This is a genomic window from Haloarcula sp. CBA1127 (genome assembly GCF_001485575.1).
GTDB lineage: Archaea > Halobacteriota > Halobacteria > Halobacteriales > Haloarculaceae > Haloarcula.
On sequence record NZ_BCNB01000005.1, the window covers coordinates 77,250 to 93,444 of the forward strand.

Consider the following 16,195-nt stretch of genomic DNA (forward strand, 5'->3'; position numbering starts at 1 on the left):
CTATTAGTAGTCAGACTCCTTCGAGTTTTATTGTACTGCCGACGCCTGCTGGTTCGAAGATCTCTGGAAGGCGTTCATTGAGAATCCCCATCGCTGCTGTTCCTGTACAGTGGGCACTGACGAGTAAATCGAGTTTCCCCGCCAGCCAGTCAGCTATCGTGTGAATTTCCTCGGAATCCACGGCGATGAGGTGTGTGCCACCGATTATGTATCGGACGTCCCCGTTACAGACCGACTCCGCGTGCTTGACCGTGTTCCGCAACCCGGCGTGACAGCAGCCCAGCACCAGTGCCAATCCGTCGTCAGTCTCGACGACCACTGACTGATCGTCCACGATTGGATCGTCAATATCACCCTTTTCGCGCTCGACTTTCCCGATCACGTAATCCTGATCGGAACGTGGAATTTGGCCGAGTGCGTGGACGCCGTCAGTGACCTCGACAGGGTCTCGATGTTCGACGATATCTGCCTTCGCTTCGACGGTCGACTTCGTGTACGGAATGCCCAATGGGGCGCCGTCGAACTGTCCTTCTTGATCGAGATAGCGGTGGTCCCAGACATCGGGATGGCAATAGAGGCTGGGCTGGTCCATAACGTTCAATACATCAAGTAACCCGCTCGTGTGGTCGAAATGCGAGTGGCTCACGACAACCGAGTCGAACTCCTCAACCGGCACGTCCAGCAATTTCGCATTGTGGACGGCAGCCGATTGACCAGTATCCAGAAGCACGTCTCCGATAGCGACCGAAAATCCCCACTCGCCACGTAATCCCCGCGGGTACGGGCTCGCGACTCTGTTATCGGCCAAAATAGTTATTTCTGGCATTACGGTCACGCCTCCAGACCCACGTCGTCGACGACTGGATATGCCGAGAGAACGCCAGTGTCCGCGAGCTTGTCAGATAGCAGTTTTCCGAGGAGACCACTCAGAATCGCACCACTGAGACCGTGGCCAACGATGAGCGCACCCTGAACCGGTACTGCCAGGTTCTGGAAGCTGGAGGGTATGTAGATAGCGCCGAGTGAGAGGAGTCCTGCGGACGCGCCACTGATCAGCATCATGGCTCGGTCGTATCGACGGTATCCGGTGAGGAGGAAGGGGAGCTCCGAACCGATCCTGGCCACGATTGTCGGGATGGTAACTGCCAGGCCGAACGGCGTGAGTGGGATCCAGACGAGTCCCACGAAGACACCGTTGAGTATTGACGCACCGGGTTTGCGAACAATATACAGCGACATCAATCCGGGGAGGTAAAACAATCCGGCGTTCAGAATCGTCCCGAGCGGGCCCAGTGCTGCCCGAATGGTGAACCCTGCGAACACGACTGGCAGTAGCGCTATACCGGGGACAATCCCCAATGCGGCGACGACCAGCAAGTCTCTCGTCTCCCAGTTCCTGAGTGTCGTCCACTGCTTAGTGAGTGCTGACATCTATCGCGGCTTCGAACCGCCTCCGTTTAAATTTTAGGCCTGCCTAAAAATAAGCAAATGTACGACTATCTCGACTGAAAGCGGTTGTGGACCAGTAACCGTTGGACGAAATACTAACGTTCATCTTAGAATAGCCAAAGTTCCAAGCGCTCCGATATACCATAATGTCCCAACGATTCCGACCGACAGCGTCCAGAAGAGGACGACGAACGCGACGTCCGTCCCGGTGACCGATTGTTTGTGGTAGTGGGTTCGCTCAGCGTAGGCGCCGAAGGCCCGAGCATCCATCGCGAGAGCCGTACGCTCGGCGCGACGGATCGCGTTCACGAACAGGGGTATCGCATAGCGACTCGCCCGTTGGAGACGGTCACGAAGTCCGTCAGGGTCCGGCGCGCCTCTGACTGTATGGGCAGCGCGGACAGTTTCCACGTCGGACCGCATCATCGGTGCGAAACGAAAGACAGCCATTGCGCTGTAGCCGATCCGATAGGGGAGACCGAGGTTCTGTACCAGCGCGCGGAGGAAGGATTCCGTATCCGTTGTCAGGACGAACAGTAGGGAAAGGACCGATAGTGCGAGGATGCGCAGCCCTGTGGCCGCCCCGACTCGAACGCCCGCTTCTCGAACCACGAGTGGGCCAAAAGACGCTAGCACCGCAGATGAGGCCCCATCGGGGCTGCTGACGACGAACGGATAGACGAACACGAAACTGGCCGCAAGCGCTACGAGCGGGGCCGCCACACTGAGGTATTTGATTGGGGAGAAGCGGCCCAGGAGCACAGTCATTGGAGCGCATACCACGACGAAGGCCAGCGGTGTGTACGGATCAGTGACGAGCATCAGCAGCCCTATCGCCGGTGTGATAGCCAGGAGCTTGCTTACAGGGTTGAGGCGCTGGAGCACTCCAGCGGTATCTGCCTCGTTGTGCAGTTCGACCCGCATCGGATTCACCGCCCTTCCCCCTGATCCAAACCGGAGCCCTGCTGATCACTGGCCAGCACCTCTGTATGCTTGCCGGTACAGTACTCGTAGCAACACTCCAGCGTTTTAGACCCCTGGAAACCGGGGATACGGTCAGCAAGTTCGGCCAGTGGCGGTCTGGAGAGGTGTGCCGCAGCGACTGTCTCTGAATCCTTGAACAGGGCAGATGGGGATCCAGTGAAACATATTTCGCCGTCGACCAGTACGGCAACAGTGTCTGCGTGTTCTGCAACAATCCGCATGTCGTGGGTGAGCACGATGACTGTCCGCCCGGAGCCGTGTAACTCGGCCAAGGTTTTCATCAGAGCGTCAGTATTCCCACGATCCTGTCCATAGGTTGGCTCGTCGATGATGAGTATGTCTTGGCCGACCACGAGCATCGTCGCTACGCTGAGTCTGCGTTTTTCGCCGTGGCTGAGGGTGAACGGATTCTTCTCAGCGTAGCCAGTCAAGTCGAACTGCTCAAGTGCATCTTCGACCCGGCGTTCGATCTCGTCGGCGTCGAAATCGAGCTGTCGAAGTCCGTACGCCAACTCCTCCCGGACGCTATCGGTGACAAACTGATACTCCGGGTTCTGGAACACGTATCCGACGTGCTGACTGATTTCACGTGATGGAAGTGTCGTCACGTCACAGCCGTCAAGGAACACCGTCTCTGGTGGTGGGGACCGGACGCCGACACAGTGTTTCGCGAGCGTCGATTTGCCCGCTCCGTTGGGCCCGACCAAGCCAAGAAAGGAGCCATCCGGGACTGAAAGATCGATATCTTTCAGCACTGGTTTCGATGCCTCGTCTGTTCTATACCGAGCGTCTAGCCCACAGATTTCGAGTGCAGGTGAGGCTGGGGCTGCGTCGGAGGCCTCTGGCTCCTCGGCTTCGTTCGCTGGGAGCTTGGCTATATCTGATCCGGCGACATTCCCATCCGGTTCGGCACCGTTATTAGTCGATTGAGGATCGCACCGCGTCCGTCCGTACCGCTGCTCGGTTAGCACCTCAGCAATGGTTTCCGCTGCCTGATCAGCGGTGACAGGGAGCGACGTCGAATCGGGCCAGACCCCCTCCGACCGGAGCTCAAGTGCGAGTCGTGTAACCGCAGGGATTCTGACTCCTTCATCGAGGAGCTGTCGCGGGTTTTCCGCAAAGACCGTCTCCGGGGCCCCGTCGAGTAATATCCGTCCGTCCCCGTCCAGGACAAGCGTCCGGTCAACGGCGTTGATAAGCGATCCGTACCGGTGCTCGATCAAGACGATCGTCCTAGATTCGTTCCGAGCCAATTCTTCGAGCAGCTCGTAAACAGCTTCGGTTCCCTGTGGATCGAGATTCGCTGTCGGTTCGTCTAATACGAGAATCTCCGGTTCCATAGCTAGCTGGCATGCAATCGCAAGCCGCTGTTTCTCTCCACCAGAAAGCGTGTCGATCCGGCGACTCTCGAACCCTGAAAGGCCGACAGCATCGAGTGCGTCGTCGATTCGCTCCGAAATTTCGGGTGGCTGAACGCAGATATTCTCGAGTCCGAAGGCGATCTCGGTTTCTACCGTCGAGGTGACGAACTGTAAGCTGGGATTCTGGAAGACGAGACCAACCCGTTTTGCGAGTTCCGCCTGCGATGTCTCGGTGACCTTGCGCCCACAGACTTCAATTCCTCCTTCAAGTTCGCCGGGAACGGAGTGTGGAATGAGGCCGTTAAAACATCTCGCGAGCGTACTCTTTCCGGAACCTGAGGGGCCCAACAAAAGGACAAATTCACAGTCATGAATATCGAGGCTCACTTCCGATAGCGTCCACTCTTGGCTTCCTCGATATCTATACTGTAGGTCTCGTATTTCGATCCGTGACATGGGACCCGCTTGGCTCACTCCCCTCTGCTCCGTGGGTAAGTGGAGACAGTGTTATGCCCGGTTGGTCTGGTCATTTGGGGTGCCTGAACGTTCGGACGGTGTTCTTAATGGAGTTTGCACTAGAAAAAGAAAGACAGAGCGAAATCGAACCTTGAAAAGCAAACTCCATTCTGCAACCCGTCGGAAACCCTGACAGCGGATTCTATCGGCGAATCTGTCGAATGAGCGAAGAAGTAATTGACTGGAAAACGGCCAACTCCCTGCTACTCTGCGGGTCGCCCTGTCGATTGACGACCTTCACAGGAGGTTATGGATTTAATATCCAATGTTGAACTTCTCTGTACTTCGATTTTCAATCGGAAACCGCAATCAGAAACCCGTTCCTACCAATCCCTGTGAGCGCTAAGTTGACTCACCGCTTGAGAGTTGCATTGGCCGATGACCGAAATCTGCATCGTCTCCGTCCCAGTACGACGTACCGTGCCGAATCCACCAGTCGAGACGTATGAACGTTACAATTCTAGCGGACAACACCGTTGCGACGGGAATACCGAAGGGTCTTCGTGGCGAGTGGGGGTTTGCGGCGGCGGTCGGCGACGTGCTGTTCGATACCGGCCAGTCTTCGGCGGCCTTGGAGAACGCTCGACTCCTCGACGCCGGCACGGCGTTTGAGGACATCGTCTTGAGTCACGCACACTACGACCACACCGAAGGGCTGGCGGCTTTCCTCGACCCGTCCGAGCGCCCCACCGTCTACTGTCATCCCGATGTATGGAGTGCGCGATACATCCGGGAACCGGCGGACGGCAGCATTCTGGAAGAACCGGTCCACATTGGTATCCCCTACGCTCGGTCTGAAGTCGAAACAGGCGCCGACATCGTCGAACATCGCGACCCAGTTGAGGTACGCGATGGCGTGTACGCACTCGGTGAGATTCCCCGTACCCACGCGGACAATCCCGTCCATCTACGCGAGGCCGATGGCGGTCTAGTCGAGGACTCGGTGCCAGACGATCAGTCGGTCGCCGTCGAGACAACCGACGGGGCGGCGCTGGTGCTCGGGTGCTGTCACGCTGGCCTCCGGAACACTATCGAACACGCCGAGTCGGTAACCGGTCTGGACGTTCGCTACATCGTCGGCGGCACCCACCTCGTCGCCCGTGGGGCAGACGAGATTCACGAGCTTGCGGACTGGCTGGGGGGAAAACTCGACGTGCTCGCCGGCACTCACTGCACAGGTTTCCAGGCTGAGAAGATACTCTCAGAACGGCTTCCCGACGCCTTTCGGTCGGTTGGTGTCGGGAGTTCGATCGAACTCCCGCCGATGGCCTGACACCTATAGAACTGTAGCGAACGAGTCATAAGGCGTCGTCTGTGGACTGTCGCGGAGTGTTTATTTTCTGTCAAGTTCCCTCAGAAATGTTTTTGCGGTGTCAAGAACTGGATTTCGACCCGCTCAGACGCCTTCCTTGAGTCGGTTCAATTGGTCTTTGAATTGGCGCTGGCAGGTCGAACAGCAGAAGTGATACATTTGATCCTCGAGCCACTCGGACTCGCCCTCGCTGTCGACGGTATTCCCACACTCTGCACAGGTGAGCGCGAAGTCTGTTCCGTCGAGCGACGGTTGCCACTCGATCTCGTCGATGAGCGTCACAGTGTACTCCGCGTCGTCTGCTGGTTCCAGCAAACCTCGTAGCCAAGGGTGGACGTTATGAACGTCGACCCTCGCGTTGAACCAAAGCTCGCCGCCAGCGGTCACCATCACGTGCTCCACCGCGTCGGATTCGTCGAGACGCGACCGGAGCGTGTCGAAGGAACCCCCGGGTCGACTTGGACGAAAATCTGTGCCCCAGCGCCGAGCTGGGTCCGGTCGATGTCCACAGTGAAGCGGTTGATGACTCCCGCGTCTTGCAGCCGTTCGATACGGTCGGCGACAGCGGGATCCGAGAGATCTACTTCTTTGGCGATGTCAGTGTACGAACGTCGGGCGTCGTGACTGAGCAGTTTCAGAATCTCGATGTCGGTCTCGTCGAGAGACGCCATACTCTCGATAGAAAACGACGGGAGAAGTAACCCATGGTTAGAAAAAGCAAACCCTATACTTACATTCCTATCATTTTAATGAAAACTGCATTGTTTAGTTAGACCTCCTGTGGAAGTGTGATACCAATGGATTCGGAAACGACAGCCAATACGCTTGACCCGCTCTCTGACCGTGGCTGCTGGATGACCGACGCCTACAAGACCGGAATCGAGCTCAGAGAAACGCTGCGAGATGGAGCGTGTCTTCGGGCCGCGGTGAGTGAGGTTACTATCTACACGGAGCATCTCGAAGACGGTTATCCGGAGTGGCACCCGGCACCCGATTCGTTTCAAGGGATGCTCCGGCTGTTCATCTATCGGGAGCTGACGGGCGACAGCTACCGAACGCTCGAAACGTATCAGGAACTGGCCAAGCCGTTCGGTCTGAATCATGTTCCCGACGAGGCGGTGCTCTCGCGAACGTGGCGCAACCGCTTCGACGATGGCGTCCGCGAGTACGTGACCGTCGCTGCTCACTACGTGGTCAAAGAGACCCACGACTACGGTCCTGCTGTCCCCGCGGTACGCCCGAGAGAGGAGGTTACAGACTCTGAGACAGACTCAGGAGCTGAAAGTCAGGAAGACGAGTCTGGGGCCGGTGAGTTCTCGGACGAGCAGATTCGTCGAACAACACGCCTCGCACGGGACTACGGCTTCGACGGATTCGACTCTGGTCGAGCGCAGAACGCCTCCTACGAGGATACGCAGTTCTTCGAGCTGCAGACGTTCATGGGGATGGTCGGCTGTGGCACCGCGCAGGGTGCCGCTCGGTTTCAATTCCGACGTGGCGAGGAGTATGGCCCACACGGAGATACCCACCTACGGACGGTCAAACAGTTCGAACCGGACGCACTCATCGAGGGCTTCGACGAAGCCTGCGACCGGCTGCTCTCAGCAATTGGATCGGAAGCCTCGTTTCGCCGGCCGGTGACTGCAGCAATCGACATCACCACGATCCCCTACTACGGCGACATCGAGGAGATGCCAATGGTCAGCGGCTTGCCCGGCGAGAAAGAACGGGCATTCAAGTTCGCGACCCTGTCAATTATTGGAGAGAACATTCCGCTTGTCTTGGCGGTCGAACCCATCCGCGAGAGCTCTGCCTGGGACAAGAATCAATCGAATCAGGTCCACCGTGTCGTCCGGCGACTCGTCACGCGAGCGAAAGAACACGTACCAATTGAGACTGTCCTGTGTGACCGCGAATTCGATTCGATGGACGTGTTCCAGACACTCTCCAACCTCGGGGTTAACTATCTCATCCCGAAGCGGATTACCAACTCCGAACGCGAGGTAATCGAGCGGATGGACACGGACGATCAGGATGTCGCCGTCGAATCGGCGTCTGTTCACGTCGAGACGGGGTCACACCCGATGCGGTTCCTGTACGTCCCATCGACAAGTGGCCAAGGAACGACTGGCTTTGCGACGAATCTCCGAGTCGGCCCCGATGAAGCCGAGAAGTTCTGTCGGCGGTATAGCCATCGGTGGCAGATCGAAAATGAGTACAAGAGCATCAAAGGTGATTTTCTGGCGAACACCTCCTCAAGGGACTACCGCGTCCGGTTGTTCTATTTCGTGTTCGCGGTACTTTTGTACAATATCTGGCGGCTCGCCGACTTCCTGCTGAAAGCGGATGTCGATGGGGAAATGAAGTACCCGCCCGTGTTGACTGCCGGTGAATGTGTCGAGATCGTCGTCTCGGCGTTGATTCCACCCGACTGACCGGCTGAGCCCTCGCTGAGTCCACTGCTCGGGAGTGGCGACACTATTCAGCAGCGCCAGAATTCACGCAATTTCTCAGGTCTATCCGATAATCTCGTCCATACCGGTTCAATATCTACCGCTGACCGCCGAGAAAACCGCGGGTCAGCGTAGATTTGCGCCAAAACGGACCTATCCTCCGAAACTGTGAACTTTCAAACACGAAAATTCGGTATAGCAATATACACTTTATCAATATCAGTATATCTATTCTAAGCAGCATAGAGGGTGCTGAAATACCGAAATTCTGGTTTTGGGTTTAGGTTTGTATTACCGCAGTAAGCACCACCAGTTTTACCCGGACCGCCGCTGTACGGGAAGCATGGATCGTCTTCCGCCTGAGTACGACGCTACGCCCGGGGATGACGCCCTCGAAACAGCCATCGAGAAACGACTGGTCGATATCGACTCCGGGCGCTACCGAACAAACGTCGCAAGCGTGCTGCGAAAGTTCGCGGCATGGAGTCGGGACCAGCATGGTATCACCAACCCCAAGCACATTGACGATGATCTCTGCCGGCAGTACGCTCGTGATCTAGCCCGAGCCGACGATCGGGACGATATCTCGCCGGAACAATCACCTTCGCTGGAAAACAAATGAACAAGCAAGGCCTTCGGGACGGCATTTCCAACACGGCCTCTGCTGTCTCAGACCTGACCGTTGACGCCTACTCAGACTTCAAGGAAAGCATGGCTCAATCCAGAGTGGCTGCCGAAGAGGCGCAAGGGGCTGCAGGGAACGGAGGCAAGCACAGCAGTAACCGGTTTGATTAGGGAAACATCATTTGATAAAAATGAGAATAGACATACTAGGTCACGATGATCAGGCCATCGGCGTAGAAGTGTATGACGAACGAGATGTTCGTCACATAGTTAATGTAGAATGGACAGGAAATGTTGAGAAGCACACACTTGACGAGAATTCGTATCCATTTAAAAAAGAAAATCGAACCGAGGAAGAGCAGCGAATAATGACTCAGGTCGAAGCCCGCGCACGGTTTGCAGCCCAACAGGAGTTCCCAGAGGCGGATATCCTGAGCCCGATGTGGCGGCCAGAACACATCAAGGCTGGTATCGAGGCATTCAGCAACTACCCCATGGAACAATTCTTAGAAGATTTCCGAGAGTACTACGAAGCGCTCAGAGACCCGATGCAGTACATCGACGATAGTCCCGTCAATCAAGAGTCAATTATCGTCAACTTAGCCGTCCACTTCGATGATAGCGAAGTACTCGACGTATCAGACGTGGTTATCGACTACAAACTCACCGATGGTAGTGAGCACCGCATCGGCTCCAATCCGTCGTACCCCAACAAGGAACTCATCTTCGCGATGCCGGAACTGGAATTCGCTGACGGGTTCGAGTATGAAGAAGAATTCACTGATGTGATTATGTCACACCTGATGGCCCAAATTCGGGATATCTACCTCAACATGGGCGAAGACCCACCGGCAGAGTATCGCGTCGAAGGTATCGGCAAACTCAATATCGTCGGCGATGGTATCGGTGCAACGTAGAACTCAACAGTAAACACGAGGACGGCTCCGTTGGCCAGAGCCTCGCAGCCGAAGCGCTCAAATCTGTCGTCGGCAAAGAGGTCGGTGCGCTCATTGGCGGCGCGGTTGGCGGCATTCCGGGCGCGCTCATGGGCGGCGCCGCAGGCTGGGCCACACAGAAATCTGTCGAGCGCTACGGTGACGGCATTTCCAAACGTCTGCCCGACGATGTCCGCACTCGCTTTGCCGACACCGTCGACACCGTCACCACCAAAGCTGATATGTGGGCCAGTGACGTGAGAATTGGATGGGATGCCGCCACCGGTGGGGTTCAGTCCAGCGACCACTCTGGTGGTGCTAAAACTGGGTCCAGTGTGGACGATTATAAATTCGATTAACAACCATGAAAACACAATACGATGGACATGACGAGGAAAGCATTGGTGTCAGCGTGTATGATGAAAATAATTTCAGACACCCTATAGAGATCACCTGGGATGGGGAGGTAGCTTTCCATGGAACAGACGACTACCCCCACGAACCTGAAGATCGAACCGAGGAAGAACAGCGAATCATGTCCCAAGTCGAGGAACGAGCGAAGTACGCTGCTCAGCAGGAGTTTCCGGAGGCGGACATCTTGGAGCCGATGTGGGACCCAGACCATATCAAGCGGGGAATAGAAGCGCTGAAAGCGTACCAACTCGATGATTTCCACCGGGAGTTCCGGGATTTCTACGAGGCGTTAGACGACCCCGCTGGATACGCCTCTGAACCTCGGGAGTCCGTCGTTGTCGAGTCGGCGCGTATCTACAAAGCGTTCACCATCACGCCGGAGAACCGTATCGATGAAGTGCTTGATGTTGTGCTGAGCTATGAACGACCGGACGGCAGCGATGGGACTGTCGGCCAGACACGAGAGTTAGACGACAGTCTCATCCTCTGTGTGATACCCGCACTAGACATCGGCGAAGGCTTCGACTACCAAGAGGAGTTCCACAAGCTCGTTCTGACCCACCTCCTCGCTCAGATCCGAGATATCTACCTCCACATGGGTGAAGAACCGCCAGACGAGTACAAAATCCAGGGCGTCGGCAAGCTCAATATCCACGGCGACGGTATCGGCGAGACCTAACAGTAGTGTGTTGAATCCATCTGCGACTACTGATAGTCTGATCCAATATTGCCTGTTCTACTGACGGCCAGCCGGGTTCAGCAGCGACCGATACCACGGCTCAAGAGCTGTCAGCCACCTCAGCAGTGGCTCCGGATGGTGGCAGTGCTGACTCACAGCCATCAGGGCCGTCGGTCAGCGACTCCTCATACCAGATGGAGTCCGTTCGGGACATCAGGGATAAACTGGGCCACGGGACGGATGAGGACCTTGCACAGAAACATGACCTCGACGAGATGAGCAGCTACGAGTTCCGCCAGAAATCAGAGGAGGTCCAACAAGAAATTATCGAACAAGCCTTCGAGAACGACGACATCGATGCACTGAGCGAAGGCATCGGCGAAATTGGCGACAAAGACTTCAGCGACCACCTCAAAGCCGGCGGCAAGAAAGGTGCGTTCAAGTCAATCGCAAAAGGCGGGATTGCTGGTGCAGGTCTCATGCTTGGGACGGCTAGTGGTGGCCTCCCCGCCATTGCCGCCGCTGCGGCCATCGGCGGCGCAGGCGGCTTCGGGAGCGGAGTCGCCAAGTCCATTGGTCTCGATAAACTCGACAGAGACTACCAGAGCTTGGATGGCATCACAAACGAAGTCCCGAAAGACGCCAGCAATGTCGCCGACAGTGTCCGCGATTGGGTTGGCTTCTCCTACGGGGGCGACGATACTCAGAAAGCGACTGGCGATGCTAAAACAAGCGCTAGAAAGGATGAGTTTTCGCTCAACAATAACGAGGAAAAATAACTATGGAAACTGAAATAATAGGTACAAAAGATGACATAATCGGCGTTAGAGTATACGATGAAAACGGTGACGAACATCTTCTCGAGTTGGACTGGAACGGCGATGTAGAATTCCACGGACAAGACGTATACCCTCTTGAGGCTTCAGAGCGCACGGACGAACAAGAGCGGATCATGCAGCAGGTCCGCATACGCGCTGAATACGCAGCACACGCTCACTTCGAGGACGAAGACATTATTGAAGACCCGGCCTGGCTCCCGGGCGAGATAGAGCGAGCGATGGAAGTTATGCGTACCCTGCCCACGGAGACATTTGCTGAACACTTTCGCGAGTATTACGACGCCGTTCGGGACCACACGGGCGAGCGTATCGACGACGATGTCCAATCTGTTGACCGCATTCGAAAACTCATCCACATTTCAGATGATAATGAGTTTATCGGGTCCTCAGCAACAACCATTCAATACACGGACAAGAATGGGGAAACGCAGGTAACGAAGCGAGATGTTGATGAACCTGCACACGCTGACTCGCATGTCGTCACGCTCCCAGCACTAACGTTCGAACGTGACGATTTCGAGTTCCCCGAGTCATTCCAGGCACTCGTCGTCAGCAATCTCATGTGCCAGATTCGGGATATCTATCTCAACATGGGCGAAGAACCACCCACCGAATACCAAGTCGAAGGCATCGGTAAAACGGCGACTCTCCACGATGGACTTGTCTCCCGGCCGGATGGCTGATACACGACCTGAATAAGCGATGGGGCCAATACTGACTGGCCGACTCGTTGGCACTGATGCAAAGAGACAGACGCAATCAGAGTTTCTAGCAGCATAATATCGGCAATTATATTCCGAAATAAATACTGTATTGAATTAATGGTCGAATACAGTTGGGGGCTGTTTGGGCTGCTCGCAGTGGCACAGTTTATTGGGACCGGAATGTACGTTCGGCACTTGACTGACAGGCCCGAAGTTCCCGACATGATTGTCTCGCTCTTATTGATCATCGCTGGCACCGTAATCGGGCTTATCTGGACGCTTCAATGGGCGGTTCTCGTCATGCTTGGAGGGGCGGTGACCAACGTCTGGGATGACAGGCATATGGAGTAGTGAACCAACGGCTCCGCTTGAGACACCAGTTCTGATTAATGGACTCAAATCACGATGCGGTCGGCGTGGGAGACTACGAACAGGATTCAATGCAGTCGGGCCGCAAACTCCTCGGGGAGATGATGGGGCCAGCCGGGGGCGCAGTGGCCGGAGCCGCTGCCACCGCAGTCGGACTCTCTGGCGGTCTCGCCGTTGCCGCCGGGACTGTCGCCCTCGCCGGAAACAGCACGGCGGTACTTCGCCTATGTCCGCTCGTTTCTCACCTGGGCCGTCTACGAGGGCCTGATTCCGACGAACCCAGCCAAGACCAACCACGCCGAAGGCCCGCTTCCGACCGACGAGACTGAAACAGACCAGCAATACTGGAGCACACGCGACCGCGAAGCCATTTGCGCGACTGCCACTGCCCGCGTCGACAAAGCCGGCAAAAGTGACAGTGTCGACCGCACGGCGGCCTATCGCGACCAGGCGCTCGTCTTCTTACTCGCCTACTCCGGAGCCCGCAGCGCAGAACTCGTCGCTGTCTCTGACGATGAGGAACGGAACGGCCTGCGGTGGCGTCACGTCAACCTCGATGCTGGCACGATGCAGGTGTTCGGAAAAAACCGAACCAGAGAGTCTGCACCGATTCTCGACGACGCGCTTCACCCACTCCGGCGCTGGAAGCAACTTCGAGAGCCCGACGAGAATGAGGCCGTCTTCCCAAGACTCGACAACGCGGCGAAAGCACTTGACCCGACGCCGTCGATCACAACGCAATCAGCTCGGGATATCCTCGCCGATCTCTGTGAGTGGTCTGAGTATGACTTCAAGGAGCCACTGAAGACACACGGTGCCCGCCGTGGACTTGGACGAGAAATCTATCGAGACGACCCACAAGGGCTACGCACAGGAGGCCGCGAAGCGGACGCGCGATGAAGCGAACGATATTATTGGAAAGCAGTGAAAGATACAGCTATTGCAAAGGGTGCTGAGTAGTTCGAGCTCTGGAGTGCGATCCGTGCCTGTCACCCCAGATCACAATTACGGGTTCAGTGGCTCTGTTGAAATCATTGCAGATTTACATGATTGAGCAGTGGTTTGACCGAATGCAGGCCCTCCCAAAGTCACAGTTGCTACGGTTTGTTGAGCAAACATATCACTTGGCTCGGGAAGCTGTCGCTCGTTACTCATCGAAATTCTCGAAACGGTGTACACACTTCATCAACACATCGTCCTCCTCTGTCTCAGGTTCGGAAGAATACGACGTATCGAACGCTCCTTGACGAATTAATCGAGATCCAGAGGATTTCAACAGAGCCAACCAAGCTATGACCGACCAGCCGTGACCGAGAAGGGTCCCGTATGTGACCCAACTTGTGGCACCTTCACAGGACAAGAGAGTGTACACTAGTTGAGACTGGTGCTCTCGATGCATACGGCTATGCTTCCCGCAGTTTCATTCAAACGGCCGTGGCGAATCGCCAGAAGTAGTGTGATTTCACTGCTTCATCATCTACTTACTGACATGAAAATTACATATCAACCTATGCTAAAGAAGTTCACTGTACAAAGTTCGCGTACACGGCGTCGTCAAACGCGTGCTTGATCCTCACGAGCCGGCGTCCGGTGGATCTACTTGGCAGGGAGTCGAAGGTGGAACTGACCGGTGAGTATGAACACTCGCCGCGGATTAAAGGTATAACACGTTTACATCGCTGAAGAAGGAGGCAGGAATCGGATCATGGGATTTTCTATCTGGGTTAGCGGGCCGCCTGAGTGCCTACACTACTGAAAGTCTCCGGAATTCGGCGATATGGTCAGTAGTGCAATAGGGACGAGTGATTGAGAGCTATTCTGGAGCGATTTCCGACCGACGATTCGTCCAAATACACGCATTACAGCCCCGCTAAACCCGCCGTAGTCTCATCTTCCACCCATGTTTCCGTGATATATAAGTGCTACAAACCAACATCATTTGCATTGGTCAGGATCAGAGAGATGAGGGAGTACGCTCTATGCGTTGCCTCCTAACTAATTCGGGGCGAGATCAGCCCCCGACATTAGCTAAATACTTATCGTAGTTCTAAATACGGAAGGTATGGATTTTAGCCGCCACGATATTCTCTAAGCCGACTATTTCAGATATGTAGTGAGCTTATCGATAGCTAAAACACTGATATCGACAATCAAATTTATTACTAGCGTTATAGCGTGGTCGAATTTGATATTCCGAAATCTCGTACTCTGGTGGAGTTTCCGGCTTACACACTCAGAATATCACTTTCAGACTTGTTACCAACCCACTCAAAATAATGCATGTACACTTGTTATTTAAGGCAACAATTGGTTAAACTTGTTTTCTCAAGCACAATTCAAATAACAGACAAGGATGGATTGATAAGGACGGGCTCCGTAACGACTGACTGCCAGTTTTGGGCTATCTCCACGAGTTCTCCGTGTATATTCGAGTTTAGTAGAAATATGGATTAGGATTTTAATTAGATGCTGTCACAAAAGAGTCCTCACACCGTGATCACGGTATTACCCGGATTGTCTCCCCGTTCGTAGTGGTGATTGCGATGACGAGACGCAGACACTGCCCGATGATAAACCTGTACCCGTGCGTGGACGCGGCCTCGGGCGAACACACGCCCGAGGCCGCAGTCCTTCACTGATTCGTTGGTTCGTTTAACTCCAGTGCGGCGATTATACATTTCGTCGATCGATTGTTTCAGCTGAACGTCTTCACTGTGTTCGGTGATGTGGTCTTCGACCCTATATTCGATATCTTTCGAGTCGGCGGTGTTTCGCGCGTTGTAGGGAGCGACTGGCACGACCACCTACTAGCTGCAGGGGTCGTGCCAGTCGAGCGTATCGTAGGCACTGTCACTGACCATCCAGATCACCGTGGCGACGGCGAGCGCGTCACGTATGGCACGTATCGCCGTCTCTTCTGGTGCTTGTTTGCTCTCTGTGAACTCCGCTGCGATTGGTATCTCTTGCCTGGTTAAGACGATCGTACAGCCGTAGTGGTAGTTGTATTGGTCTTCGGTTGGATCATAGCACTTTGAGGCGTCTGGGTCGGTTGGCATCGCTCTCACATCAGTCGAATCGATGCTGTGGGTCAAGTCGAGCAGGCCGCGGGCGGCAGTCTGCTCGACGAGACTGATGAGGACATCGCCAACCATGTGTTCAAGATCAATAAGGAAACGATGGACCGCCGTCGAGAGATGCGGTCGATCGAAGCCACAGCACAACTGAACAATCGCTTCCGAAGCTCTCGCTCAACGGGTCGAATACCGTAGATGTCTTTGTAGTAGCAGTGAAGGAAGCCACACATCAGTTCGGGTGGTTCAAGATCTCGTGTTCGCCCTGTCTCCGCTGGGGCGAACACGTCGTACTCCAGTAGAAACCCAAGTCAAGATACAAACAGCGGAACTTTCTCGGTAGCCGCTGCATTTAAGAACTCGTTGACCGTATTTATGTTCTGCAGGGATTTAGAGTTCGTGGACACGGTTTCCAAACCCTGCTGCTTCGCACGTGACGTATTCTATAACAGGCTCGCTTAAAGAAGGGATTTATATGCAAAGAT

Annotated in this window: 11 protein-coding genes and 5 pseudogenes; 10 read left to right on the forward strand and 6 right to left on the reverse strand. The window is 55.1% G+C overall.

Features of this window, described 5'->3' with window-relative positions; genetic code table 11:
* Positions 1-10: 10 nt before the first annotated feature.
* From AV059_RS04405 to AV059_RS04420, 4 genes are all read right to left on the reverse strand, one after another.
* A complete protein-coding gene (locus tag AV059_RS04405) occupies positions 11-826 on the reverse strand; it encodes an MBL fold metallo-hydrolase (protein ID WP_050038721.1) in 816 nt (271 codons plus the stop codon).
* 5 nt (positions 827-831) lie between these two features.
* A complete protein-coding gene (locus tag AV059_RS04410; RefSeq protein WP_058990923.1) occupies positions 832-1,431 on the reverse strand; it encodes an ECF transporter S component in 600 nt (199 codons plus the stop codon).
* 120 nt (positions 1,432-1,551) lie between these two features.
* A complete protein-coding gene (locus AV059_RS04415; RefSeq protein ID WP_050038642.1) occupies positions 1,552-2,373 on the reverse strand; it encodes an energy-coupling factor transporter transmembrane protein EcfT in 822 nt (273 codons plus the stop codon).
* Positions 2,374-2,378: 5 nt separating this feature from the next.
* Positions 2,379-4,250: an ABC transporter ATP-binding protein gene (locus AV059_RS04420; protein WP_079980884.1), complete on the reverse strand. Its 1,872-nt coding sequence runs from the start codon at positions 4,248-4,250 to the stop codon at positions 2,379-2,381.
* A gap of 505 nt (positions 4,251-4,755) precedes the next feature.
* On the opposite strand from AV059_RS04420, the gene AV059_RS04425 reads away from it, so the two are divergent.
* Positions 4,756-5,583: an MBL fold metallo-hydrolase gene (locus AV059_RS04425; protein WP_050038644.1), complete on the forward strand. Its 828-nt coding sequence runs from the start codon at positions 4,756-4,758 to the stop codon at positions 5,581-5,583.
* Positions 5,584-5,706: 123 nt separating this feature from the next.
* Here the strand turns inward: AV059_RS04425 and AV059_RS23150 are convergent.
* Positions 5,707-6,293: pseudogene (locus AV059_RS23150) on the reverse strand (AsnC family transcriptional regulator).
* Positions 6,294-6,419: 126 nt separating this feature from the next.
* Between AV059_RS23150 and AV059_RS04435 the strand changes: the two are divergent.
* The 9 genes and pseudogenes from AV059_RS04435 to AV059_RS21505 all read left to right on the forward strand — a co-directional run.
* Positions 6,420-8,057, forward strand: a complete 1,638-nt coding sequence (locus tag AV059_RS04435) for a transposase (RefSeq protein ID WP_228841641.1) — start codon at positions 6,420-6,422, stop codon at positions 8,055-8,057.
* 361 nt (positions 8,058-8,418) lie between these two features.
* A pseudogene (locus AV059_RS04440) lies at positions 8,419-8,670 on the forward strand (integrase); the annotation flags it as partial.
* Between the two features lie 397 nt (positions 8,671-9,067).
* Positions 9,068-9,616 carry a hypothetical protein gene (locus AV059_RS04445; protein WP_050038647.1) on the forward strand — a complete coding sequence of 183 codons (549 nt, stop codon included), beginning with the start codon at positions 9,068-9,070 and terminating at the stop codon, positions 9,614-9,616.
* Between the two features lie 382 nt (positions 9,617-9,998).
* Entirely contained in the window at positions 9,999-10,727 is a 729-nt protein-coding gene (locus tag AV059_RS04455; RefSeq protein WP_050038648.1) for a hypothetical protein, read from the forward strand.
* Positions 10,728-10,921: 194 nt separating this feature from the next.
* Entirely contained in the window at positions 10,922-11,506 is a 585-nt protein-coding gene (locus tag AV059_RS04460) for a hypothetical protein (protein WP_050038649.1), read from the forward strand.
* A 2-nt stretch (positions 11,507-11,508) separates the two neighbouring features.
* Positions 11,509-12,249: a hypothetical protein gene (locus tag AV059_RS04465; protein ID WP_050038650.1), complete on the forward strand. Its 741-nt coding sequence runs from the start codon at positions 11,509-11,511 to the stop codon at positions 12,247-12,249.
* A gap of 138 nt (positions 12,250-12,387) precedes the next feature.
* A complete protein-coding gene (locus tag AV059_RS04470) occupies positions 12,388-12,621 on the forward strand; it encodes a hypothetical protein (RefSeq protein ID WP_050038651.1) in 234 nt (77 codons plus the stop codon).
* Between the two features lie 213 nt (positions 12,622-12,834).
* Positions 12,835-13,567, forward strand: a pseudogene (locus tag AV059_RS04475) (tyrosine-type recombinase/integrase); the annotation flags it as partial.
* Positions 13,568-13,709: 142 nt separating this feature from the next.
* A pseudogene (locus AV059_RS21505) lies at positions 13,710-13,911 on the forward strand (IS5/IS1182 family transposase); the annotation flags it as partial.
* Between the two features lie 1,214 nt (positions 13,912-15,125).
* Here AV059_RS21505 and AV059_RS04480 read toward each other — a convergent pair.
* Positions 15,126-16,117, reverse strand: a pseudogene (locus AV059_RS04480) (transposase).
* Between the last annotated feature and the right edge of the window lie 78 nt (positions 16,118-16,195).